General features: G+C 39.5%; 19 protein-coding genes. 12 read left to right on the forward strand and 7 right to left on the reverse strand.

Annotated features, from left to right (window positions below; all coding sequences use genetic code 11):
* The first annotated feature begins 9 nt into the window (after positions 1–9).
* Positions 10–771, forward strand: a complete 762-nt coding sequence (locus IEE83_RS19225) for an NYN domain-containing protein (protein WP_194122129.1) — start codon at positions 10–12, stop codon at positions 769–771.
* A 310-nt stretch (positions 772–1,081) separates the two neighbouring features.
* Here IEE83_RS19225 and IEE83_RS19230 read toward each other — a convergent pair whose 3' ends face one another.
* On the reverse strand, positions 1,082–1,312 hold the full coding sequence (locus IEE83_RS19230) for an addiction module protein (RefSeq protein ID WP_194122130.1): 231 nt from the start codon (positions 1,310–1,312) through the stop codon (positions 1,082–1,084).
* Between the two features lie 197 nt (positions 1,313–1,509).
* Here IEE83_RS19230 and IEE83_RS19235 point away from each other — a divergent pair, with 197 nt between their 5' ends.
* The 5 genes from IEE83_RS19235 (at position 1,510) to IEE83_RS19255 (ending at position 6,828) form a co-directional block, all read left to right on the forward strand.
* Positions 1,510–2,298, forward strand: coding sequence for a 3-keto-disaccharide hydrolase (locus IEE83_RS19235; RefSeq protein ID WP_194122131.1), 789 nt, complete (start codon positions 1,510–1,512; stop codon positions 2,296–2,298).
* A gap of 195 nt (positions 2,299–2,493) precedes the next feature.
* A complete protein-coding gene (locus tag IEE83_RS19240) occupies positions 2,494–3,756 on the forward strand; it encodes a metal-dependent hydrolase family protein (protein WP_194122132.1) in 1,263 nt (420 codons plus the stop codon).
* Positions 3,757–3,816: 60 nt separating this feature from the next.
* Positions 3,817–4,698, forward strand: coding sequence for a cyclase family protein (locus IEE83_RS19245; protein WP_194122133.1), 882 nt, complete (start codon positions 3,817–3,819; stop codon positions 4,696–4,698).
* 273 nt (positions 4,699–4,971) lie between these two features.
* The gene (locus IEE83_RS19250; RefSeq protein WP_228101883.1) at positions 4,972–5,490 is read left to right on the forward strand and encodes a helix-turn-helix domain-containing protein; all 519 of its coding nucleotides are present in this window, start codon (positions 4,972–4,974) and stop codon (positions 5,488–5,490) included.
* Positions 5,491–5,589: 99 nt separating this feature from the next.
* Positions 5,590–6,828 (forward strand): ice-binding family protein, encoded by a 1,239-nt coding sequence (locus IEE83_RS19255; protein ID WP_194122135.1) that lies wholly within the window; start codon positions 5,590–5,592, stop codon positions 6,826–6,828.
* A 123-nt stretch (positions 6,829–6,951) separates the two neighbouring features.
* Here the strand turns inward: IEE83_RS19255 and IEE83_RS19260 are convergent, their stop codons facing one another.
* The gene (locus IEE83_RS19260) at positions 6,952–8,235 is read right to left on the reverse strand and encodes a PQQ-dependent sugar dehydrogenase (protein ID WP_194122136.1); all 1,284 of its coding nucleotides are present in this window, start codon (positions 8,233–8,235) and stop codon (positions 6,952–6,954) included.
* Between the two features lie 245 nt (positions 8,236–8,480).
* Here IEE83_RS19260 and IEE83_RS19265 point away from each other — a divergent pair, with 245 nt between their 5' ends.
* The 4 genes from IEE83_RS19265 (at position 8,481) to IEE83_RS19280 (ending at position 13,461) form a co-directional block, all read left to right on the forward strand.
* Complete coding sequence (locus IEE83_RS19265; RefSeq protein ID WP_194122137.1) at positions 8,481–8,816, forward strand: hypothetical protein; 336 nt, start codon at positions 8,481–8,483, stop codon at positions 8,814–8,816.
* Between the two features lie 352 nt (positions 8,817–9,168).
* A complete protein-coding gene (locus tag IEE83_RS19270; protein WP_228101884.1) occupies positions 9,169–11,697 on the forward strand; it encodes a glycoside hydrolase family 2 protein in 2,529 nt (842 codons plus the stop codon).
* 108 nt (positions 11,698–11,805) lie between these two features.
* A complete protein-coding gene (locus tag IEE83_RS19275) occupies positions 11,806–12,990 on the forward strand; it encodes an AGE family epimerase/isomerase (RefSeq protein ID WP_194122139.1) in 1,185 nt (394 codons plus the stop codon).
* A 264-nt stretch (positions 12,991–13,254) separates the two neighbouring features.
* A complete protein-coding gene (locus tag IEE83_RS19280; RefSeq protein ID WP_159470070.1) occupies positions 13,255–13,461 on the forward strand; it encodes a hypothetical protein in 207 nt (68 codons plus the stop codon).
* Between the two features lie 234 nt (positions 13,462–13,695).
* Here the strand turns inward: IEE83_RS19280 and IEE83_RS19285 are convergent, their stop codons facing one another.
* The 5 genes from IEE83_RS19285 to IEE83_RS19305 form a co-directional block, all read right to left on the reverse strand.
* Positions 13,696–15,474: a DUF885 domain-containing protein gene (locus IEE83_RS19285; protein ID WP_194122140.1), complete on the reverse strand. Its 1,779-nt coding sequence runs from the start codon at positions 15,472–15,474 to the stop codon at positions 13,696–13,698.
* A gap of 243 nt (positions 15,475–15,717) precedes the next feature.
* Positions 15,718–16,488, reverse strand: coding sequence for a dienelactone hydrolase family protein (locus tag IEE83_RS19290; RefSeq protein ID WP_194122141.1), 771 nt, complete (start codon positions 16,486–16,488; stop codon positions 15,718–15,720).
* A 33-nt stretch (positions 16,489–16,521) separates the two neighbouring features.
* Positions 16,522–17,754 carry a multidrug effflux MFS transporter gene (locus IEE83_RS19295; RefSeq protein WP_194122142.1) on the reverse strand — a complete coding sequence of 411 codons (1,233 nt, stop codon included), beginning with the start codon at positions 17,752–17,754 and terminating at the stop codon, positions 16,522–16,524.
* Positions 17,755–17,891: 137 nt separating this feature from the next.
* Positions 17,892–19,049, reverse strand: coding sequence for a lycopene cyclase family protein (locus tag IEE83_RS19300; RefSeq protein ID WP_194122143.1), 1,158 nt, complete (start codon positions 19,047–19,049; stop codon positions 17,892–17,894).
* 318 nt (positions 19,050–19,367) lie between these two features.
* Positions 19,368–20,735 carry a Gfo/Idh/MocA family protein gene (locus IEE83_RS19305; RefSeq protein ID WP_194122144.1) on the reverse strand — a complete coding sequence of 456 codons (1,368 nt, stop codon included), beginning with the start codon at positions 20,733–20,735 and terminating at the stop codon, positions 19,368–19,370.
* Positions 20,736–20,940: 205 nt separating this feature from the next.
* Here IEE83_RS19305 and IEE83_RS19310 point away from each other — a divergent pair, with 205 nt between their 5' ends.
* Both IEE83_RS19310 and IEE83_RS19315 read left to right on the forward strand, forming a co-directional pair.
* Positions 20,941–21,585, forward strand: coding sequence for a hypothetical protein (locus IEE83_RS19310; protein ID WP_194122145.1), 645 nt, complete (start codon positions 20,941–20,943; stop codon positions 21,583–21,585).
* A gap of 127 nt (positions 21,586–21,712) precedes the next feature.
* A complete protein-coding gene (locus tag IEE83_RS19315; protein WP_194122146.1) occupies positions 21,713–22,339 on the forward strand; it encodes a class I SAM-dependent methyltransferase in 627 nt (208 codons plus the stop codon).
* The last annotated feature ends 18 nt before the right edge of the window (positions 22,340–22,357 follow it).

A 22,357-nucleotide genomic window follows, 5' to 3' on the forward strand; every position in this document is an offset into this window, starting at 1 on the left:
TTTACACGCATGGAAACTACCAGAGAACTCAGACTTGCCGTGTTGATCGATGCGGATAATGTGCCCTACGCAAATGTAAAGGGTATGCTGGAAGAAATTGCAATTTATGGCACGCCAACGTTCAAACGGATTTACGGCGACTGGACAAAACCTACGCTATCTGGCTGGAAAACAGTTCTACTGGAAAATGCTATTACACCAATTCAGCAGTATAGCTATACCTCCGGGAAAAACTCTTCTGATTCGGCATTGATTATTGATGCGATGGATATTTTGTACACCGGAAATGTTGATGGTTTTTGTATCGTTTCCAGTGACAGTGATTTTACGAGGTTAGCAACCAGACTTCGGGAAGCGGGTATGAAGGTTTTTGGCATTGGGGAAAAGAAGACGCCGTCTGCTTTTATCGCTGCCTGCAACAAATTTATTTATATTGAAATACTAAAAAAGGAAGTGAAGGTGGAAACTCCTACGCCGGAAACTTCAAAATCGGAAGTAATCATTAAGGAAGAAACGCCTCCGGTTGCAAAAATTGACAAAGGTCTTATCAAACTAATTTCTGAAAGTATCAACGATATAGCTGATGAAGACGGCTGGATTTTTCTGGGCGTTTTAGGAAATATGATCCTGAAAAAACGGCCGGAATTTGATTCCCGAAATTATGGCCACAAAAAACTGCTGGATTTGATAAGGTCAATAAAAACGATGCAGGTGGAAGAGCGGCATACCGGGAAGAACAATACTTCGCATTTTTATGTGAAGGTGAAATGAATTGCCAAGTCTATCTTTTTCCGGTCACAGTTGGACTTCGTTTGTGATGGAAAACAGCAATGATCACAATTTCAGATTTAACATCATCAATAAAAAATGAATACCGAAAGGAAACAATGGTGTATGCGCAATTCTTATATTTCTATATTGGATAGCGTAAATGAAGGGATTTTTTTAAATTGAAATAATTGAACTCTTTATGACCTTTGCAAATCGCTTTTCCAAACCTGGTTTTTGTTCTTTATACCAAATTTTGGCTTCATGAACATCATGTTTAGCTTCATCAAAAAGACGATTGAATACGCCATAATTAAATTTCTCTATCCAATTCATCAAACAGTTCTTCTATTGGTCTTAGTTTTTCCGGATTTTTACTGATAGCATTAATTCGAAGATCTAGCAGTTCTTTTTGCCAATCCGGAATTTGACTTTCCAATGTTTCAATGTCGGGATAGTTCGCTTTGATCAAGGTCCAGTCTTCGATAGGAATAAATACACCCGCGCTCTTTCCTGATCCGTCTTGTATTACCTGTAATTTCATAATTCAAATATTTACCCAATAATAAACTCCTCTTTCTCGGATTATTTTCATCACTAATATATTGAATAAATAACAATTATAACAATCCTGACGAATAACCCATGTTACAAATTTTATAAACATCGAGTAATAAAAAAAACAATTTGTCTTATGTGAAGAGTTGATCTTTTTTCACCTCATAACAACAAAACCAAATAATGAAAAATTATATTTCTCCTTTCAATCTTACTGGTCTTTTTTCAATTTTTCTGGTTAATCTGTGCTTGACTACATCAGCCCAAGCACAAGTCGGCGTAGGTACAAAACCTGAAAAAGGTGCAGAAGTATTTATGGATGGTTCCCGCAAAATGCTGGATGAAAAATGGACTTATTGGAAAGGCCCCCGTCTGAAAGCCGAATTACCAATAAAATGGACCGTTGTTAATGATCCGACAGATAAGGGAACCGTGATTAATTGTTTTGATGCAGCTGCTGCCGGAGGTTTGTACGGGTCCGCAGACATTGTAACAAAAAAGGAATTCCGTGATTTCCGTGCGCATGTTGAGTTTTTTATTACCAAAGAAGGTGGCAACAGCGGTGTTTATCTGCAAAATCGTTATGAAATTCAAGTTCTTGACGGCGACACCACGTCTCATGGAATGGCTGCGATTATCAACGAAACCAAGTCACCCTACTATGCATACAACGGCGTTGGAAAATGGAATGCCTATGATATTCAGTTCCGGGCGGCACGTTTTAAAGATGGAAAACTAGTAGAAAAGCCATTGGTAACTTTATATTTCAATGGTAAAAAAGTACATACCAACCATTCCATCAGCCAGGTTTGGGGCGGACCAAATTCGGGAATTGATGGCGGCAACGACGGAGGAAAAGGAATTACAGACGTTCCTGGCGGATTAAAATTACAATCAGAAGGACATAACGTCTATTTTAGAAATATCTGGATTAAACCGGAAGTTTTAACAAAAGCAGATACAAACTTTTAAGTATAGCCAAGTTCTGATTTTAACACTGAACAAAGTAGAGTGACCACCGCACCGTTAAAAGAAGACCCACAAATATTTCTCTAAAATTAAAAAAGAAAATTCTCGGTGCACCTCCTTACCACTCTGTGGTTCTCTGCGTAACCTAAATTCCCTGAGAAATAGCCTATTTAAAGTTGGTTTCGCTATTTTTGTTTTATGCGAGCCAACTTTCTTCTTTCCGTCCTTTTATTTTCTTTTTTAACAAACAGTCTTTTTGCGCAAAAGACATATTTGCTTCGCCCCGACCGGGTTTTTGACGGTCAGGAAAGTCATGAAAACTGGGTTGTTCTCGTTAAAAATGAAAAAATCACAGGCGTCGGTCCGGCCAGTCAGTTAACCGCAGATTCCCAAAATGCAGAAGTGATCGACTTAAAGGGATGCACCTTGCTTCCCGGATTTATTGAAGGTCATTCACATCTTTTTCTTCATCCATACAATGAAACATCCTGGGACGACCAGGTTTTAAAAGAATCCCGCTCTTTCAGAACCGCCCGTGCAACTTTACATGCCAAGCGAACGCTGATGGCCGGATTTACTACGGTTCGTGATCTGGGAACAGAAGGTGCGGAATACGATGATTTTGGTTTAAAACAGGCCATCAATCAGGGAATTATCCCAGGACCGCGCATGATCATTGCAACCAAAGCTTTGATAGCAACCGGAAGTTACGGGCCAAGAGGTTTTAGTGCGGACATCACCATTCCACAAGGTGCAGAAGAAGCAGATGGACAAGATTTAATTAAAGCGGTGAGAAGTCAGATCGGGAAAGGCGCGGATGTTATCAAGATTTATGCAGATTACCGCTGGGGTTTGAATGGAGAAACCAGACCGACATTTTCCACCGATGAAATCAAACTTATTGTAGAAACTGCCAAAAGTAGTGGACGGCCAGTTGTTGCTCATGCAAGCAGCGCAGAAGGAATGAAACGGGCCATTTTAGGAGGCGTAGAAACCTTAGAACATGGCGATGGCGGAACGCCTGAAATTTTCAAATTGATGCGTGAACATGGTGTGGCTTTATGCCCTACACTGGCGGCTGGAGATGCCACAAGTCAATACAGAGGCTGGAAAAAAGGAACGGACGCCGAACCGGAAAGAATCAAAAATAAACGAATCACTTTTAAAAATGCACTTGATGCCGGCGTAACCATTTTGGCCGGCGGCGATGTGGGTGTTTTCTCACATGGCGACAATGCGAGGGAATTGGAAATGCTGGCTGAATACGGAATGAGACCCATTGATGTACTTCGCTCCGCAACATCTGTTAACGCAAAAGTCTTTCATCAGGATAATCTTGGGCAGATCAAATCTGGTTTTCTGGCTGATATCGTGGCTGTGGAAGGAAAACCTGAAATTGATATCAGCGCCATCCGAAAAGTAAAGCTGGTGATGAAAAACGGTATGCTTTACAAGGATTGAACCGATAATGTCTTCTCGAATATTTAATTACAGGTTCAACTAAACCAGAAATTTCCACTTATGGAGAAAAGAGTTGTTTTTGATTTTGAAATTGATTTTACAAATGGCGGTGGAATCCAGGGACAGGATTTTCGTCTGGATATTTCAAATGATACTATTTCGGATAAAGAACTGGCAGATTTCATCGTTGAGGATCTGCGCCTTTTGATGGTTGGGAAAGTAAAAATTCTGAACAAACATTACATTGAAGAAAAGCACAAACGAACTGTTATACCCTCATTTACTGATTCGAAATTCATAGATCTTAGCCATGTAATTTTTGACGGATTAATAACTTACAAAGGACTTCCCGCGCCCATTATTTGTGATTACCTCAGCCGCGAAAAATCAAAAGCCATTTATGAAGAAGGAACAGAATTCCAGATTGGAAAAATAGAAATGGTAACCAACACCGGTACCTATATAGATTGTCCGTTCCACCGTTTTGAACATGGAAAGGATCTTTCAGAAGTAGAACTCGAAGCGTTCGCAAATCTGGAAGCGATTACTGTTTCTGTACCCGATGTACTGTCAATTGGTGCTGAATATTTCAAGAATCTGGAATTAAGAAACAAGGCGGTAATGGTAAGAACGGATTGGTCAAAACATTGGAATACTGATCAATATTTTGAAAATCATCCTTTCCTCACACAGGATGCGGCCGAATATCTGCGCGATTGCAATGTAAAACTGGTTGGTATCGACAGCCACAATATTGATGATACAAGAGGAAAATGTCGTCCGGTACACACTACCCTATTAGGTTCAGAAATACTGATTGTTGAACATTTATGTAATCTGGAAAAGCTTCCAGCTGAAAATTATCATTTTAGTGCGGTTCCTCCAAAATTCAAAGGCGCAGGGACTTTCCCGGTCCGGGCATTTGCTACATTGCTTATCTGACCTCATAATTCGCAAACCATAATTTCTTACATATATCCCGAAATGGGATATATGTAAAACAGGTTTTAAGATAATTCATTGATTCTTTTTAACAATTCCATCTGCATTCAGGCAAATCTGGTCAAAAATCGTCTAACCGGTGCAAGTATCATGCCAAAGGGCTATGGCATGATACTTGCATCACCCTATTTAATACTATACGTAAAAATTTCATAGTTAGCATTTTATGAATTGAAATTATATATCAAAAACATGGTCAGCATTCGGTGCAAAATGACTGTGCAGCAAAAATTAAACCAACTTGGATTACACAACTTTACAGTTGATTTAGGTGAGGTAGATATTCAGGAGGGCCTTACGCCCCAACAACGCGATAGATTAAACGTTTTGCTTTTAAAATCAGGATTGGAACTAATCTATGATAAAAGGGCCGTACTAATAGAAAGGATCAAAAATGTAGTTGTAGAATTGGTACATTATTCCGAAGAAACTCTTAAAATAAAAAACTCGGAGTACATCAGTAAAAAGCTCAATCATGATTACACATACCTGGCCAATGTCTTTTCTGAATCAGAAGGTACAACCATAGAGCACTATATTATTGCGCACAAAGTAGAGCGCGTAAAAGAGTTGTTACTTTATGCTGAACTGAATCTGACCGAAATTTCTTACAAGCTGAATTACAGCAGTGTAGCCCACTTATCCAGCCAGTTCAAAAAAGTAACCGGGTTATCTCCGACAGTCTACAAACAGCTTCAGATCAATCAACGAAAGACTCTGGAAAATGTGTGAATAATGTAATTAAAAGCAAAAATTGTGTAGTACGATACTTTCATTTTAGTTGGTACTTTGAATAAGTAAAACTAATTCATCTACTTACATAAAACTAATATGACAAAAACTACTACAATTATTCGATGCGCAGTATTAATATTATGCACGGCCGGAAAAATTTTTGCGCAGGCTCCGGCAATTCCTATTGCATCTGAATTTGGAGTATTTACCGGAAGCGGCGCTATAACAAATAGTGGTACAACCACGGTAAAAGGAAGTGTGGGGACACACACGGGAAGTATAACAGGTTCCTCTATATCCTATTCCGGACAGTCCCATATTAACGATCAGACTTCTATAAATGCGGAATCGGAAATAACTAATGTTTTGGCATCATTTAGTGCCAGTGGCGGCACCTGCCAAACGCTCGCCACTACCTTTGGAAACGGAGCTACTTTAACCCCAGGTAATTACTGTCTGGGAACTGCTGGAGTATTAACCGGCAATCTTACGCTTAATGGCGGAGGTGATCCAAGTTCCATCTTTGTCTTTAACATTGGCGGCGAACTTACAGCGACTGATGCCAATATTATACTTACTGGCTCAGCATCCTGGAATAATGTATATTTTATTGTTAATGGTGCATTTAATCTTAACCAAATCACATCTCCCACAACTTCGATTTTCAGAGGTACCGCAATTACAAGCGGCGTAATCAGTTTGTCATCAGGATCAGTCGTTCAGGGTAGGCTTTTGTCTGGCGCCGGAGCAATTAATCTGCAAGGAAATACGATTTATGCATCAGAAACGCCGCTACCCGTAACACTGACCAGCTTTACAGCCAAAAAAGGTGAATTGCAAACTACATTACTTAAATGGACAACAACTGCCGAGACAAACAGTGATCGTTTTGAAATACAACGAAGCAATAATGGTAAAGTCTGGAATCCAATTGCTACAATATTTGCCAAGGGAGAGAGTACAACCCTGTCTTCATATCAATATTCAGATACAAAACCAGAGAACGGGACAAATTTGTATCGCCTGAAAATGATTGATAAGGATGAAACTTTTGCATACAGCCGCATACAGAGCACAGAATTTAAAATGCTTGCAAAAACGGTGTTATACCCTAATCCGGCAATTGATTATCTGACACTTCATGTGGATGATATCAGTATGATCCAACGAATCCAGATCAGCAATATTCTGGGTGTAAATGTTTATGATATCAGCAAAGCTGCCTCTAACTTGTCAGACAAGGTAGATGTTAAAAATTTTCCTTCCGGAATGTATATTGTCAGAATTACCAACAATACCGGAAATATCGCTGCGACAAAAATTATAAAACAATAATTAGTCAATCAGGCGGGAATAGTTGACATCCTTCACAATTCACATCATTTCCTGACGGAAATACTTAGCGAAAGGATATGATCAGCAAGTATTTGTTGATCATATCCTTTTCTCATTTTAAGCTCACTTTTTCTTATAATCGATTCTAAAAATCGTTCCGTTTAAATCATCGGTAACATACAAAGCACCATCCGGCCCCTGAGCGAGTCCGCATGGTCTGTGTTGGATCGGCCCCTCAGGCGCGGCAAGATTTACACCAGCAAAATTGTCAGCAAAAATCTCCCATTTTCCAGCTTTTCCATTTACGAAAGGAACGAATGCAACCATATATCCCTTGTGAAGCGGCACCGATTGATTATGAAAAGCGATAAAAGCACCATTTTTATATTTTGCCGGAAACATATTTCCAGTATAAAACATCAGAGCATTAGGACCTAAATGAGCCGGAAAAGCAGCAACCGGAGTTAACGCTTTTTCTCCGCCGGTTTTCTTACCGTCTCCGCCATATTCAGGCGAAAGAATTTTCTTATTTTGAATATGATCAAAATAAACATACGGCCAGCCGGCATCAGCGCCTTCACTTAACTGAAACAAAGTTTCAGCAGGCAATTCAGCACTTTGTTTTGCCGTGTAATACTGCGGATAGAAATCATCAAATTTTCCTCTCCCGTGCTGGGTAGCAAACAAAGTATTGGTTTTAGAATCCCAGTCGATACCAACCGCGTTTTTCAAACCCGTGGTGTAACGTTTACCATCAGCAAAGGTCTGATTCAGCTGATCTGCTTTGAATTTCCATATTCCACCTGCCGAATCCAGCACAGTGCAGGGCGACATTCCCTGCCCGGTTCCCTTAACCCGGCAATCGTCGCTGTAAGAACCAACCGTCACATAAATATTTCCGTTCTTGTCCAGCGCTATAGGTTTTGCATTATCCCGGCCTTTATCAACCAATCCGTCAAGTAATTTTTCAGGATTTTCTGTGTCAATGATCTCTTCTTTTTCATTCAATTTATAGCGGTAAACACCCGTATTGGAAGAAGAATACAAATAGCCGCCCTGTATCCGGATTCCGGTTCCCGGATAATTTCCAAACAATTTCTTTTCGTCAATAACACCGTCCTTATTGGTATCACGCAGAATATAAATTCCCTTTCCTTCTTTCAGTTTGGACAATTTCACATAAATATCACCACTTTTTGAAATGGCAATATGACGGGCAGATCCAAGGTCGGAGGCTAAAACCGTGGCAGTAAAGCCGACTGGAAGTTTAATATCCTTTGCTATTTCATTGATTTTCTTTTCTTCATTTTTTTTAAGGGGTTCAGAAATGCCCTTGTAAGCCAGTAGTGCTCCAATTCCTGCAATACCAGCAAACATTACGGCAGTTTTTAAAAATCTTCTTTGCATGCGATTCACCAATAGGTCGATAATAGTTTAACTTTATAAAAATGTTTCAGCCAATCAGGCTGACTTAAAATAATAAAGCAGTAAAATAGCGTTTTAATACTCGGACATTCAGCAGCAAATTTAAAATTTAGAGAAATTTTGATTTTTTTTGGAATGATTTTTTAAAAAATCAGTTTACACTATGGCAGTATTATTTTTGACCAAAAGACTTATTAAAACTTCAGCTAACCTTAAAAACAATTGATATGATAATTGACGACGATTTTCCACTTGATGACGAGGATGATGATTTGCCAGGATACCCTCTTTATCCTGCGTCTGATGATGTTTATAGCCGTGGTCTGATTGAAGATGATATCGATCCGGAGGACATAAGCAAAATTAAGGAAGAATTGGGACTGGATTCTGACGAGTGGAATGAAAAAGGCTTTGACGAAGATCTGGTTGGCGACGATCTGGATGTTCCGGGCTCTGACCTTGATGACGAAGATGAAATAGACGGCAACGAGGACGAAGAAAACAATTATTATAGTCTTGGTGGAGATAACCACAATGACCTTGAAGAGAATCAGGGGGACTAAAACATCGTTACTCTCGCTCGTATAGATATTATTATCCCGGCCCAACGCCGGGATATTTTTTTAAATATGCAATTGGGCAATCCGGCAACAAAAACGGTTACGTACCCATATTCCATATTTTGTAAATTAATTTAATAATAAGATGATTCTTGTTCAATATTTTAATTAAACTAATAATATTTCTTTTTTATGTATTTTCATTGGAATATATTTGTTGTAATAGTTATTTTTATAATATAATATTCTAATGAAATTCCTTTTTACCTCTTTATTCATTTCCCTGCAACTTCTGTGTATAAATGCTTATGCACAACATAAATATGAATTAAATTCTGGTTGGAAATGCAGCCCTATGGCCAAGGTTAAAGAAGACGGCTCCGCAGTTTCAAATCCTTCTTATTCTTTAAGTAGCTGGATCCCCGCAGTTGTACCGGGCACAGTGCTTACCACAATGCTTGAAAACAAACAGATTCCGGATCCTTTTTTCGGAATGAACAATGAAAAAATACCTGATATTTTCAAAACCGGCCCTGAGTATTACACGTATTGGTTTGTAAAAGATTTTAATGAAACCGTAAAAGCCGGCGAACAGGTATGGCTTCATTTCCGTGGTGTTAATTATAGTTTTGACATATACCTGAACGGTAAAAAATTAAACAGCAAAAGACACAGCGGCATGTTTCTGCGCCAGTCTTACAACATCACTTCCTTACTTTTGAAAACCGGATCAAACAGACTGGCCGTTATTGTTTTTCCTCCTGATGCCGTTGGAAATGCAAACGGCGGACAAGGGGGAGACGGAACAATAGCAAAGAACGTAGCCCACCAGTACGTTGCCGGATGGGACTGGATTCAGCCCGTTCGTGACCGCAATACAGGAATTTGGGATAAGGTTTTGATTGAAAAAACAGGAAAAATCAATATCAAAAATCCGCATATCATCACGCTTGTTCCAGGACAAAGAAAACCGGAAGGCGCTCAGAAACCCGCCACAATAAAAGCTACTGCTGAACTGGAAAACCCGACAGATGCACCACTGAAAGGTGTTTTACAATATGTTCTGGACGGAAAGAAAATTTCGAAAGAAGTTACAATCAAACCAAGAAGTACTACCGAAATAACATTACCAGATCTTCAACTTGAAAATCCTAAACTTTGGTGGCCTTTCGGTTACGGTGCACAGCATTTGTATGCTTTAAAAATGCAGTTTCTGTTGAATGGAGCGGTTTCTGACGAAGAAAATATAAATGTTGGTGTCCGGGAAATTCAGGCTGACTGGAATTCAACTACCCGAAGCAAACAAATATCTGTCAACGGCCAGCGGGTTTTTATAAAGGGCGGGAACTGGATTATTTCTGATGCGATGCTTCGTTTTACAGATGCCCGTTATGACGCAGAAGTTCGATTTCACAGAGATATGAATTTGAATTTGTTACGAATCTGGGGCGGAGCCTTGACGGAGCGTCCTGAATTTTATCAGGCTTGTGATAAATATGGAATTCTTGTTATGCAGGATTTCTGGGGATCGGGTGATTGCAATGGCCGCTGGGTTGATCCAATGAAAAAAGATGACCAATGGGTACGTCGTAAATATCCGGATGATCATGGCCTGTTTCTTGAATCGGCTGCTGACCAAATTAAAATGATCCGTAATTATCCTTCTCTGGCAATCTGGTGCGGAGGAAATGAAATTACTTTACCGGAAGATATTATGGTCCCGCTTCGTGATACCATTCTTCCAAAACTGGATGGAACCCGCTGGTTTATCGATTATTCGAATTCGGATGATATGTCTTTCAACTCACTTGGCGGAAATGGCGACGGACCTTACGGCATTCAGCCTTTAAAACGTTTTTTTGAATACAAAACATGGCCGTTCAACTCTGAAATAGGTTCGGTAGGTGTCGGAGATTATGAATCTTTGGAAAGATTTTTACCAAAGGAAAATATGATCGCCCCAATTTATTCTGAAAAAACAGGAAAAGAAACGGTGGATTCTGTTTGGAATTATCACAAATATATTGGTTACGAGAAGTATGTCGCGCCTTACGGAAAAGTAAAAGATCTGCGCGATTTTGGAAAAAAGGCGCAGTTGATTAATTACGATCAATACCGCTCTTTAATGGAAGGTTTTAGCGCGCATATGTGGGATTGGTATACAGGTGTGATCATCTGGAAAACACAAAATCCATGGACGGCATTGCGCGGTCAGATGTACGATTATTACCTGGATCCAAACGCCTGTTTGTACGGATTACACAACGGAAGCGCCCCTTTGCATGTTATGTTCAACCAGGCCGACAGCACCGTTATGATAACCAATAATACCTTCAAACATCAATACGACATGATGCTCAACATCACTGCGGTTGATATAAGCGGAAAGGAAAAAAGCCTTGGGCAGGTTTTCGTAGAAATCGGACCGTCAACAACACGCATGATTATGTCAATCAAAAATGAAATACGTGAGCTTGCAAAAAAAGAAGGAATGTTCCTTTCGCTGCGTCTTTCAAATACTAAAAAAGAAATATTGAGCGACAACTTGTACTGGCTGCCAGACAGCGAAGGAGCATACAGCGGACTGAATAAAATGTCAGCAGCGGATATCGACGTACAGGTTCGTCAGTCTGAAAAAGGAAAAGTTGAGGTTACCTTGTCTAATCCTGCCAAAAATCCGGTTGCCTTTTTTAACCGTCTGGCGCTGGTTGATCCAAAAACAAAAAAACGAGTACTTCCGGTTTTTTATGATGACAATTATGTATCGGTATTACCCGGAGAAAAGAAAACTGTGGTAATGGATTATTCACAGACCTCAGGTGAATTGCCCTTGGTATCCATTGACGGCTGGAATGTGAAAGAGCAGTTTATACCATTGAAATAGAAAAATATAAATTGAAAAAATTGCGCTTCCCTTGTGGAAGCGCAACTAAATAAGGGGAGTAAGTAAGTTTACAAATCTTGATTCTTTTGCAAGGAAACAACATTTATCATGGCTGACTTCACACCGGAAACTTTTAAAAAAGAATTAATAAATATCCTGGATTACTGGGAAAAATATGCCGTAGACCGTAAAAATGGTGGTTTTTACGGCAGAGTAAATTATGACAACGAAGGTATTGCTGATGCGCCAAAGGCAGTTGTGATCACAAGCCGGATCTTATGGACCTATTCGATGGCTAAAAGGCTTTTGAATAACCCAAAATATCTGACACTTGCGGATCGCGCATTTCAGGATCTTTCGATTCATTTTATAGATGCCAAGGATGGAGGCGTTTTTTGGTCGACAGAGGCAAGTGGGAAACCACTTGAAATGAAAAAGCAGGTTTATGGAAATGCTTTTGCCATGTACGGATTGAGTGAATACTACCGGGCAACAAATTTCCCACCAGCTCTGGAACGTGCAAAAGACATTTTCCATGTTTTGGAAAAACATGCTTTTGATCCCGTAAATGGCGGCTACCGCGAAGCATTTGCAAGAGACTGGTCAGAAACGGACGATTATATTTTGAGTAAAAGTCCGTATAACAAAAGCATGAATACGCATTTGCACCTTGTTGAGGCCTATACTAACCTTTACAGAGTTTGGCCCGATAAAACATTAAAAAAGCAAACAGCAGCAATGCTGGAAGCAATTCTGGATCATATCGTCAACAATGAAACGAACCGGATGGAGCTTTTCTTTACCGAAAAGTGGGAATCAAAAGACAAGGTGATTTCCTATGGCCACGATGTTGAAGCATCCTGGTTGCTTTACGAAACAGCGGAAGTGTTAAAAGATGAAAAGTTATTAAAAAAAACCAGGGAGCGCTGCATCAAAATGGCCACCGCAGTGAGTACTGGTTTAAGCGCGGACGGTGCGCTTAACTATGAGTATGATCCTGAAACCAAACATACAAAAACGGAAAGAAGCTGGTGGGTTGCCGCAGAACAACTGGTAGGATTTTACAACGCATATCAACTCACAAAAAATAAGGATTTCAAAGTTAAAGCAGAAAGAAGCTGGGCATATATCGACAGCAAATTTATTGACAAGGAAAGAGGTGAATGGTTTGGTGCAGTGAAAGAAGACGGTAGTCCGGTGCGTGGAGATAAGGTAAATTTTTGGAAATGTCCATATCACAACGCCCGCGCATGTGCCGAAATGTGGAAGCGTTTGGGAGAAAGTCAGAAGTAACTGTAATTAATTTTAATTCTTATGTAACATTTAAAAGAATCTTTAAATCATTTTACAATCCTGTTTAATAATATTCTGTTAATAAAGTAAATTTAGATTAGAGTAGAATTTCGGATTCTAATATCTGACAAACAAAGCTGACAGAGGATTTCAGCCGCTGAATTTAGTACCGAAAAAATATTTCATATTTTCTAGTCAGTTTAGACATTTCTTGCGTATCCCAGTAATAAAACCTAACTAAATAATATAAATATCTCCGCTACTATGGCAAAAGTTAATCTTGACGTACCCGACAAAGTTCACCTGAAAGCAAAACAGCTTCAACTTGAACTAGAAGAAAATGATCAAAGAATTACCCTTCAGGAGCTTTACAAAGAACTGGTTATTATCGGTTTGGAAGCGATGAAGAAAAAAATGAGTAATGGACATGTGTTGTCCGATTCAAAAGGTTATACCGCTATTGCCAGTTAACTCGTCATTGAGTCTTTTTTCAGAAATTTCTTTTCTGACTTGCCAAGCCATGTTATAAATTTATTGTCATTTTGAAAGGAGTGCCGGTAAGCTTTCCCTGGAAATCTATGACTGAATTTTTACATTGAGCAATCAAATTCACTCCCTCATTACTATCCTTAAAATACACAAAGCGTCAAAGTTTACAGAAACTGTAAGACTTTGACGCTTTTTTTATTCGTTTAGCTTATCGCTCTATTTTTGCTCCTTCCCTCCTGCTTTAATCCAGACATTAATTTTATCTTCCAGAATATTCAGTGGAACGCAGCCTGATTCGAGCACTTTGTTATGAAATTTTTTGATATCAAAATTAATTCCTGCCTTTTCAGCTTTTGTACGCAGTTCACGAATTTTCAGCTGCCCTATTTTATAGGATAAAGCCTGTCCGGCCGCAGTCATATATCTTTCAATTTCTGCTACAATACTTTCTTCTGTTTCGGCCTCATGATCCAGTGAGTACTGAATAGCCTGCTCTCGGGTCCAGCCTTTGGAATGAATTCCGGTGTCTACAACCAGTCGGATGGCCCGGTGCATCTCGGCACTTAACATTCCAAAATATTGATATGGGTCAGTATATAAGCCCAGTTCTTTACCAAGCGATTCGCTATACAATGCCCAGCCTTCTCCATATGCGCTGTACCACAAATTCTTACGGAACGATGGAAGCGCCTTATTTTCTTGCTGCAAAGAACCCTGGTAATGATGACCTGGAATCGCCTCGTGCAAAAACAAACTTTCATCTGAGACGGTATTATAGGCTTTTACATCAGGAATTGGCACATAAAAAATCCCGGGCCGCGAGCCATCTGGCGAAGCCGGATTATATTCTGCTGATGCCGATGCCTCCCTGAATGCTTCTGTCCTGCGAACTTCAAAAGCTGCTTTGGGTGTAAGATCAAACAACTTTTTTAAATTCGGTTTCATCGTCTCATGAATAGCGTTGAAATGAGCGATAACTTCTTCCGGTTTTGTATAAGGCATTAGTTTTTTGTTTGACCTTAGATCATTGAAAAACGCTTTCAAACTTCCTTTAAATCCTACCTGGTCTTTAACTTTCAACATTTCCTTGGAAATGCGCTCTACTTCGCTTAAACCAAGTTTATGAATTTCGTCAGATGTTTTTGAGGTTGTTGTATAGTACTTAATATAGGTATCATACAGTGCTTTTCCATTGGGAAGATCAGCATATCCACTTGTTTTGCGACCAGCAGGCAAATATTCCTTTTCCATAAAAACATGAAGACGGTTAAAGGCGGGTATCACTTTTTCTTCAACCATTTCCTTGTAACTTTTGGTCAACCGGGCTTTGTCATCGGCAGAGAAGGATTCCGGAAATTTGGTAACCGGTGTGTAAAATAAGTGCTGTTCAGCAGTACCATGATCTAGACTAGCCAATTGGGGAATAACCTTTTTAATCAATGGGATTGGTAAAACGTAACCTTTTTTTATCCCTTCTTTCATGTTGACGATCGCCGTATCGCTCCATGCAACAAAACCATCCACTCTTTTCAACCAGTTGTCATAATCATCCGTTGTTTTGAAAGGTTGAACGCCACTTCCGCCTGCCATGGTTGCAATCATTAAATGGGTTGATGCAAACTGGTTGATTGGCATTAAATGCGTTGGAAATGCCAGTAATTCCAGATTTATATTACACTCCCAATTCAACAGATCCCAGCTCGTTTTCTCTTCTTCGGTAAGTTCCGCACGATTGTATTTGACAAGTTCCGTTTTATATTTTTGATAGAAATCAACCTGCTGCTGTCTTACTTCCTTTGTTAAATCATTTGGAAAAAGGTCGTTATACCGTTTATCTCCAATTTGCGTTGCTTCAAAAGGGTAAAGCGGCAATCTTTCTTCATAATAATTTTCAAACAACTCACCAACTGGTGGCAACAAATCCTCAGAAGCTTTTTGCTGGCAGGCAGACAAAATAATACCAAGAACCAATGTCAGAAATAGGCTTTTATTCATATGCAAAATTTTAAGATTATGGGTTATGCAAAGATTCGGGTCTCACCCGGAAATTTCCTGCCCAAGATTGGCAAAAGAGTCGGAAAAATCTAATTTTATTTCTTCGAAAAGGCCTTATTCAGAAGAATTAATAAGATTCTAATTTCAGATTAAAACAAAAAAAGAGCTCTAAAAGAGCTCTCTAATTAATAGATTCGGCAACACATATTCAATCATTCTCTCAATCTATTATTCAATCATCAATCAGAATATCTCGTCAAAAAATACCAGCATTGCTTTCCATGAGCGCTTTGCGGCTTTTTCGTTATAGGCAGCACCTTTTGAATTGTCTGTACCCGCATCAGGGTCGGTGAAACTATGTACGGAATTCGCATAATAATTCATTTCCCAGTCAGCATTCGCTTTTCTCATTTCATTCTGGAAAGCTGCCACTTCTTTGGCAGGTACATAATTATCATCAGCACCGTGAAGAATCAATAATTTTGGTTTGATGGCAGAAACCGCACGGGTAGAATCTTTCGCCAACCCGCCATGAAACGATACAATTCCCTTAACCGGAAAATTTTCTCTGGCAGCTTCAACAGCTCCCGTCCCTCCGAAACAGTAGCCGATCACCGCAATATTCGCAGGATCAGCTCCGGCCTTTATTAGTTGCTCCAATCCCAGCTGGATACGTTTCTGGTACTCAGCTATATTTTTTTTGTAATAACCCGAAAGTTCAGCCGCGCTTTTCATATCCTTCGGCCTTTTATCTACTCCGTAAATATCGGCCACAAAAGCATAATATCCCATTGCTGCCAATTCTTCTGCACTCGTTTTGGCATGAGCATCAATTCCCATCCAGGCAGGTAAAACAAGAACGCCCGCTTTCTTTTTTGAAGCCGTTTTTGGTTTGGCTGCAAAGCCACTTAACTTCTGTGCTCCGTCCGTATAATTAACAGATTGAAGCTGGGCAAAAGACATCGTTGTCGTAAGAAAAAAAGCTGCTGTAAGGTAAATTTTCGAAATTTTCATAGGTTATGTTTAGTCGTTAGGTTAATAAAAAAATCAGAGAAGAACGGAAACTTCACCTTCCACATCTCTTTTACGTGCAGAATTGTTTACGGTTGCGTTGCCGACGAATAAAATAACGAGGCTCACCAAAGAACATGCCGCCATCATACCTACCATTGGAATAGCCGTATTGTTATGTAAAACACTGACAATAATGGAGATAATAGCACCGGCGCCCATCCGCCAGCTGCCCATCAGAGCCGAAGCACTTCCGGTATGTTTTTTAAACGGAGCCAAGGAAAGTGCCGAAGTATTCGGTCCGGTTAGTCCCTGGCCAGTCAGGAAAATAAACATCATCCCGATCAGCGTGTACAAATTATACCAGTTATTATAAACACCTAAAACAAGCAGCGTACCAACAACACTTTGATAAAGTAATGTGGTTTTGATGATCTGCTCACTGTTGAATTTTTTCAAAAGGAAATGGTTCAACTGGGTAGAGCCAATCATGGCAACTGCCAGAAATGCAAAAATCCATCCGTATTGCTGTTCTGAAACTTTATAAATATTCATAAAAACATCAGATGAACCAGCGATATAGGCAAAAGGCGCAGCAGTAGCGAGTCCGCCGGCCATAGTATAAATCAAAAACTGAGGCTGTCTGATTACCGTAAAAAAGCTGTTCATTACAGCTTGTGGTTTTAATGAAACCGTATTATCAGGCATTTTTCCGGTTGGCAGAAAGAAATAAATTGCTCCGATAATAAGCAGTGCGATAAAGGCCAATATAATAAAAACCCAGTGCCAGCCGAAAGCTGCTGTCACATAACCACCGATCGTTGGAGCCACCATTGGAGAAACAGCAATCACGAGCGTGATCATTGAAAAAACTTCTGCTCTTTTATCTTTTGTAAATAAATCGCTGACAAGAGCCTGAGAAGAAACCAAACCCACACAGCCACCAATGGCCTGAAAAAACCGCATAGCCACCAATGCCTCAACCGAAGATGTCAAAGCGCAGCCGATGCAAGCCATAATATAAATGGCCAAACCAGCATACAATGGCATTTTTCTGCCAAATCTGTCAAGCAAAGGCCCGTAAATTATCTGTCCGATACAAATTCCGATCAGGTAACCGGTAAGAGATAACTGGACTTTATCAATTGTTGTATTCAAATCCGTGGCAATTCTCGGAAAGCCAGGCAAATACATGTCTATTGAAAATGGACTGATGGTTGCTAATGACCCCAGAATCAGGATCATGAAAGAATATTGTTTACGACTCATGCACTTTTAACGGAACTTACATTTGATAAACCATATGAAAGTGGTGTAAGTTCCGAAAATCTTAGAATAATCTTATTTTACAACAATACCACGAAATGATATAAATCGGTTTTAGAATTGATTGTTGTCAAAACAACTCACCTGGTAATTACTTTAAGGAAAGGCCCGATAAAATACCTGGCTTTAAGGCTGGCCATAACTTTCAAATCATCCGAAATTGTACTTTCTCCGTCAAGAAAAGCAAAAACTGTTTTCGCCTTTACACGATTAAAAAGATCCGTAAAAATTTCATTGCCTTTGTAAATGTCATTGTCCAGTACACTCAAAATGGTAGCATCCAGTATCTTATGTTTACTACTTATATTTTCCTCTTCAAAAAAAGGATGATTTTTTTCTTTCAGGGAAGTCAGGATTTTGGAAATTGTTTTTTGCGTGTTTAAAAAAGTATATCCGGTAGATGCCCGGGTATCGCCGCCTGCGCTTCCAATATTAATGATATTGCCGGATCTTCTTTCAAACGAAAAATCTGTCATCGGAATCGCACCGAATTCTTCTTCGATAATTTCAAAATCATCAATTTGTAATATTTCGGATATATATATTTTGATTTTGGCGTTGTATTCTTCCGGTTTCAGCAGCGATTTTGAGAATAAAGTATATTCGATAAATATTTCATTCTGACTAAAAGGCAGCGTGTAGAAAAAAGTAGTACCATTTTCCTGCGTCGTTCTGAAATCCATGAAAAACATTTCAGAAGGATCTGTTTTGAACTGATTCGTACGAATGGTTATTCCCTTGAAATGCTGAAGAAAATATTGGTTTTCCGGCCCTAGTTCCGGTTTTTTATAAACAGAGTTGAAAATATATTTTGATTCAAATATAGATTCTGACGTTTTTACAACAGCTTTATTTCCAAGATTCCCGATCGAAATGATATCCTGATAAACAAATTCAACCTGATCAAACTGGCGGATATAACCCAGAACATGTTTATAAAAATCAATACTTCTGATCATTTTATAAACATAGGGACCGGTATCAAGGTTTATTTTTTCCTTCTTATTGGAGAAAAATAATAGATCTTTCCAGCGTTTATAAACAATATGCTCAAACTCGTTTTGAATCCCTTCTTTTTGCCAGAAACACCAGGTCCGGTCGTTTTTGTCCTTGGTGTCTTTATCAATAATCAATATTTTTTCTGTAATCCAGACCTTCTCCCTTAAAGCACGGTACACCAGACTTAGCCCTGCCATTCCCGCTCCGCAAATAATGATATCGTAATGTTTTATCTGCATTAAAAAGCTTTGATTAAAGCCTAAATGTAGACACTTTGTTTTGAAAAATTATATGCCGAAAACCATATAGTATTTTGCTATTGCATAGTTGTCTACGGCAGCAATACCGATAAACCTTCAAATTTGCGTTGAACCGGAATATTTTCCCTGCAAAAACAAAGAGCCAGAATAACAGGAAGGCAGTAAAAGAAAGTCTATTTGCTGTTGGACCGGAAGGAATGTAACAAACTGGATAAAAGAAAATAAAATATATTAAATGGTATAAATAGCGCTATGCAGGTCTGTGCATAGCGCTATCAAAAAACTAACAATATTTTTTTAAACCTTATCGTAATGCGGATGTTTGTAAGGATCACGGTAAGGACGTGTCAGCAAAGCATTTGCCTCCCTGTCCCCTACAATTTCCCTTTTCTTGGGATCGTAAACAATGGGCCTGCCGGTTTTCATAGATAGATTAGCCATGATACAACTGGCTGTTGAAATATGTCCTTCCTGAATATCCGCAACAGGTTTGCTGCTGTTATCAATGGCACTGATAAAATCAAGCATATGAAGACGGGTGGCAGGAGCAGCATTTAGCTCAATTTTGTCTTCTTTAAGATCTTCCGGGTATTTTTCCTTTTCAAATACACAATCTCCGTGAATTTTCTCGCCCTTGCCTTCCGGGGTAAAATCATAGGACATCGTACTGGCTCTTAATGTTCCTTTTTCCCCGAAAAGTGTGAACGACCATGGATAATCCGGATCCGCCGGCGTTCCCCATGATCTGTGCTGCCAAACGCAGTTCAGCTCATCATATTCAAAAATAGCAGATTGAGTATCTGCAATATTGGATTTCCCTTCTTTTTGAACATAAATTCCGCCTGTCGAACTGATTTTATTGGGCCAGCCAAGTTTCAGCATCCAGCGCACGGTGTCAAACATATGGATACACATATCACCCATAATTCCGTTTCCATATTCCATAAAAGTACGCCACCAGCGCACGTGCGGCAGCCCGTCATAGGGCCGTAAGGGAGCAGGACCGGTCCACATTTCATAATCCAGAAAATCCGGAACGGCCTGTACTGGAGGATTTCCATTGGCTTTCATGTGATAATAACAGCACATTTCAACATGCGAGATTTTTCCAAGCAGGCCCGCATCCACAATCTTTTTCTTTGCTTCAATCAAATGCGGTGTACTTTTCCGTTGGGTTCCTACCTGTACCACTTTATTATATTTTCTAGCGGCAGCAACCATCGCTTCTCCTTCCATCACATCCACACTGATCGGCTTTTGAACATAAACGTGTGCACCTGCTTTTACAGCATCAATCATTTGCAGCGAATGCCAATGATCCGGTGTGCCCACCAGCACTATATCAAGCTGATTTTCGGATAACATTTTTTGATAATTACCATACAATCGCGGCGTTTTACCAGATTTTTGACGTTGGGTTACAAGCTTTGCGGCTTCTGCCAACTGATTTTTATCAACGTCGCAAAGTGCAATCACTTCCACAGGCGCTACCTGCATCAATCGAAACAAATCACTTTTGCCATACCATCCCGTTCCGATCAAACCCACACGAAAAGGTTTTGCCGGATTAATTAAATCCATCCCGCGTGCACCAAAAGTACTCAGTGCAAGTGAGGCCGTAGCTCCGTAGAGGAATTGCCGGCGATTGATATTAAAATGGTTCATTTAAGATAAGTTTTCAGGCTGGTCCCGCCGGTTTAGAAAATTACATTCTATCAATAAAGCCGGATGACTTTGTAAAATACTTTGACAGCCTGAATGATTTTTTCAAAATACAGCAGATTTACTATCCGGAGGTTATCACTAATTATCTAAAAAAATGTACATTTAAGCGACAATAACTCGACTCCAAATACATCATTTAAAGTATATGAATTCCAAAAAAATCCTTTACGCTATCATCGCAACCGCGGTGCTTTCCGGCTTTGTACTGATTAAAAAAATTGGCGAATTTGACATGACTACCGATATTGGAAATCCCAAATTGGTGGGTACTTCCAGTTACGATAAAAACACAAAAACCTATACGTTAAAAGGTTCAGGATATAATATCTGGTTTGAAAGAGATGAATTTCAATTTCTTTATAAGGAGCTTGATGGCGATTTTACCATGACGGCGGATTTTGAGTTTGTTGGATCGGGTAAGGATCCACATAGAAAAGTTGGCTGGATGATAAGAGAATCACTTTATGATAATGCTTCTCATGTTAGCGCAGTTTTGCACGGCGACGGATTGACTGTGCTGCAATGGCGCGTTGCAAAAGGCGATAAAATGCGTGATCCGGAGGATGAGATTTTCAGCAAAGAAAAAGATGTGCAAACTGTACAGCTTCAACGAAAAGGAAAAGAGTATACAATGTGGGCCGCAAAAAAAGGAGAAGAACTGAAAGTGGTGGGGTCACATCAAATGGATAATCTTCCGGATAAAATCATTGCCGGCATTTTTATTTGCTCTCATAATCCGGAAGTTCTGGAAGAGGCCAAGGTTAAAAACCTGCGCATTGTCAAGAATTAGTGATTGGTTTACCGGTTTTGACAAAAGTATATACCATTAAATAAGTTTCCGGATTCATTACATAAAGCATCCAGAAAAGGAATGGTCTTTTACCAGTCAAAATTGATTCTCACTTTATTCTAAATTCATGGATAACGCACAAACTATAAAAAAGACGTTCACAAAAAATTACATTCCGGTTTATAAACCAGCCAAACTTATAAGACCTGCCAACCTTCCTGATGTTAGCTCTTCATGGAAAGGCCTTGAATTGATTATTGAAGATATTCTTGACGGATTTGACCTGGAACGCACTTCCTGCATTGAATTTGGTGTTGGGTCCGGATTTTCAACCGCAGCTTTTTCAAACTATTTTGAGCAAGTAACCGGTATTTACATATTTGTCAATAAATCTTTTCCTGATAAAGAGCAGGAATATTTCGATGAAACCAAATCCACTCTGGCAGCTTATAAGAATATAAAACTATTCAGATCGGATTATAGAGAATGGATAAAAACTGATCAATCCCGGTATAATTTTGCCCATATTGACGGGTTAAAACATTACGATGAAACATATGAATGTGGCTTATGGACAGCGAGGCATTCTGATTGCACCGTTTTTCACAACACAGAAAGTTTAACCGAAGTAAGGCAAGCGGCTATCGATATTGCGCTTGAAACCGGGCAAAGTTTATTCAGTTATCCGCTTTTGAATGGATTAGGAATTCTGGTAGATAAAGCAGGAATTGCAGAAAGAAATTCTTTGAAATAAGAAAACCCGTTAGCCAGA

Origin of the sequence: Dyadobacter subterraneus (assembly GCF_015221875.1) — a bacterium.
In the GTDB taxonomy this organism is placed as follows: Bacteria; Bacteroidota; Bacteroidia; order Cytophagales; family Spirosomataceae; genus Dyadobacter; species Dyadobacter subterraneus.

Bases quoted from the DNA above. Each gene is read 5' to 3' on its own strand.
- IEE83_RS19225 (WP_194122129.1), top strand. From the start codon at position 10: ATGGAAACTACCAGAGAACTCAGACTTGCCGTGTTGATCGATGCGGAT.
- IEE83_RS19230 (WP_194122130.1), bottom strand. From the start codon at position 1,312: ATGAAATTACAGGTAATACAAGACGGATCAGGAAAGAGCGCGGGTGTA.
- IEE83_RS19235 (WP_194122131.1), top strand. From the start codon at position 1,510: ATGAAAAATTATATTTCTCCTTTCAATCTTACTGGTCTTTTTTCAATT.
- IEE83_RS19240 (WP_194122132.1), top strand. From the start codon at position 2,494: ATGCGAGCCAACTTTCTTCTTTCCGTCCTTTTATTTTCTTTTTTAACA.
- IEE83_RS19245 (WP_194122133.1), top strand. From the start codon at position 3,817: ATGGAGAAAAGAGTTGTTTTTGATTTTGAAATTGATTTTACAAATGGC.
- IEE83_RS19250 (WP_228101883.1), top strand. From the start codon at position 4,972: ATGACTGTGCAGCAAAAATTAAACCAACTTGGATTACACAACTTTACA.
- IEE83_RS19255 (WP_194122135.1), top strand. From the start codon at position 5,590: ATGACAAAAACTACTACAATTATTCGATGCGCAGTATTAATATTATGC.
- IEE83_RS19260 (WP_194122136.1), bottom strand. From the start codon at position 8,235: ATGCAAAGAAGATTTTTAAAAACTGCCGTAATGTTTGCTGGTATTGCA.
- IEE83_RS19265 (WP_194122137.1), top strand. From the start codon at position 8,481: ATGATAATTGACGACGATTTTCCACTTGATGACGAGGATGATGATTTG.
- IEE83_RS19270 (WP_228101884.1), top strand. From the start codon at position 9,169: ATGGCCAAGGTTAAAGAAGACGGCTCCGCAGTTTCAAATCCTTCTTAT.
- IEE83_RS19275 (WP_194122139.1), top strand. From the start codon at position 11,806: ATGGCTGACTTCACACCGGAAACTTTTAAAAAAGAATTAATAAATATC.
- IEE83_RS19280 (WP_159470070.1), top strand. From the start codon at position 13,255: ATGGCAAAAGTTAATCTTGACGTACCCGACAAAGTTCACCTGAAAGCA.
- IEE83_RS19285 (WP_194122140.1), bottom strand. From the start codon at position 15,474: ATGAATAAAAGCCTATTTCTGACATTGGTTCTTGGTATTATTTTGTCT.
- IEE83_RS19290 (WP_194122141.1), bottom strand. From the start codon at position 16,488: ATGAAAATTTCGAAAATTTACCTTACAGCAGCTTTTTTTCTTACGACA.
- IEE83_RS19295 (WP_194122142.1), bottom strand. From the start codon at position 17,754: ATGAGTCGTAAACAATATTCTTTCATGATCCTGATTCTGGGGTCATTA.
- IEE83_RS19300 (WP_194122143.1), bottom strand. From the start codon at position 19,049: ATGCAGATAAAACATTACGATATCATTATTTGCGGAGCGGGAATGGCA.
- IEE83_RS19305 (WP_194122144.1), bottom strand. From the start codon at position 20,735: ATGAACCATTTTAATATCAATCGCCGGCAATTCCTCTACGGAGCTACG.
- IEE83_RS19310 (WP_194122145.1), top strand. From the start codon at position 20,941: ATGAATTCCAAAAAAATCCTTTACGCTATCATCGCAACCGCGGTGCTT.
- IEE83_RS19315 (WP_194122146.1), top strand. From the start codon at position 21,713: ATGGATAACGCACAAACTATAAAAAAGACGTTCACAAAAAATTACATT.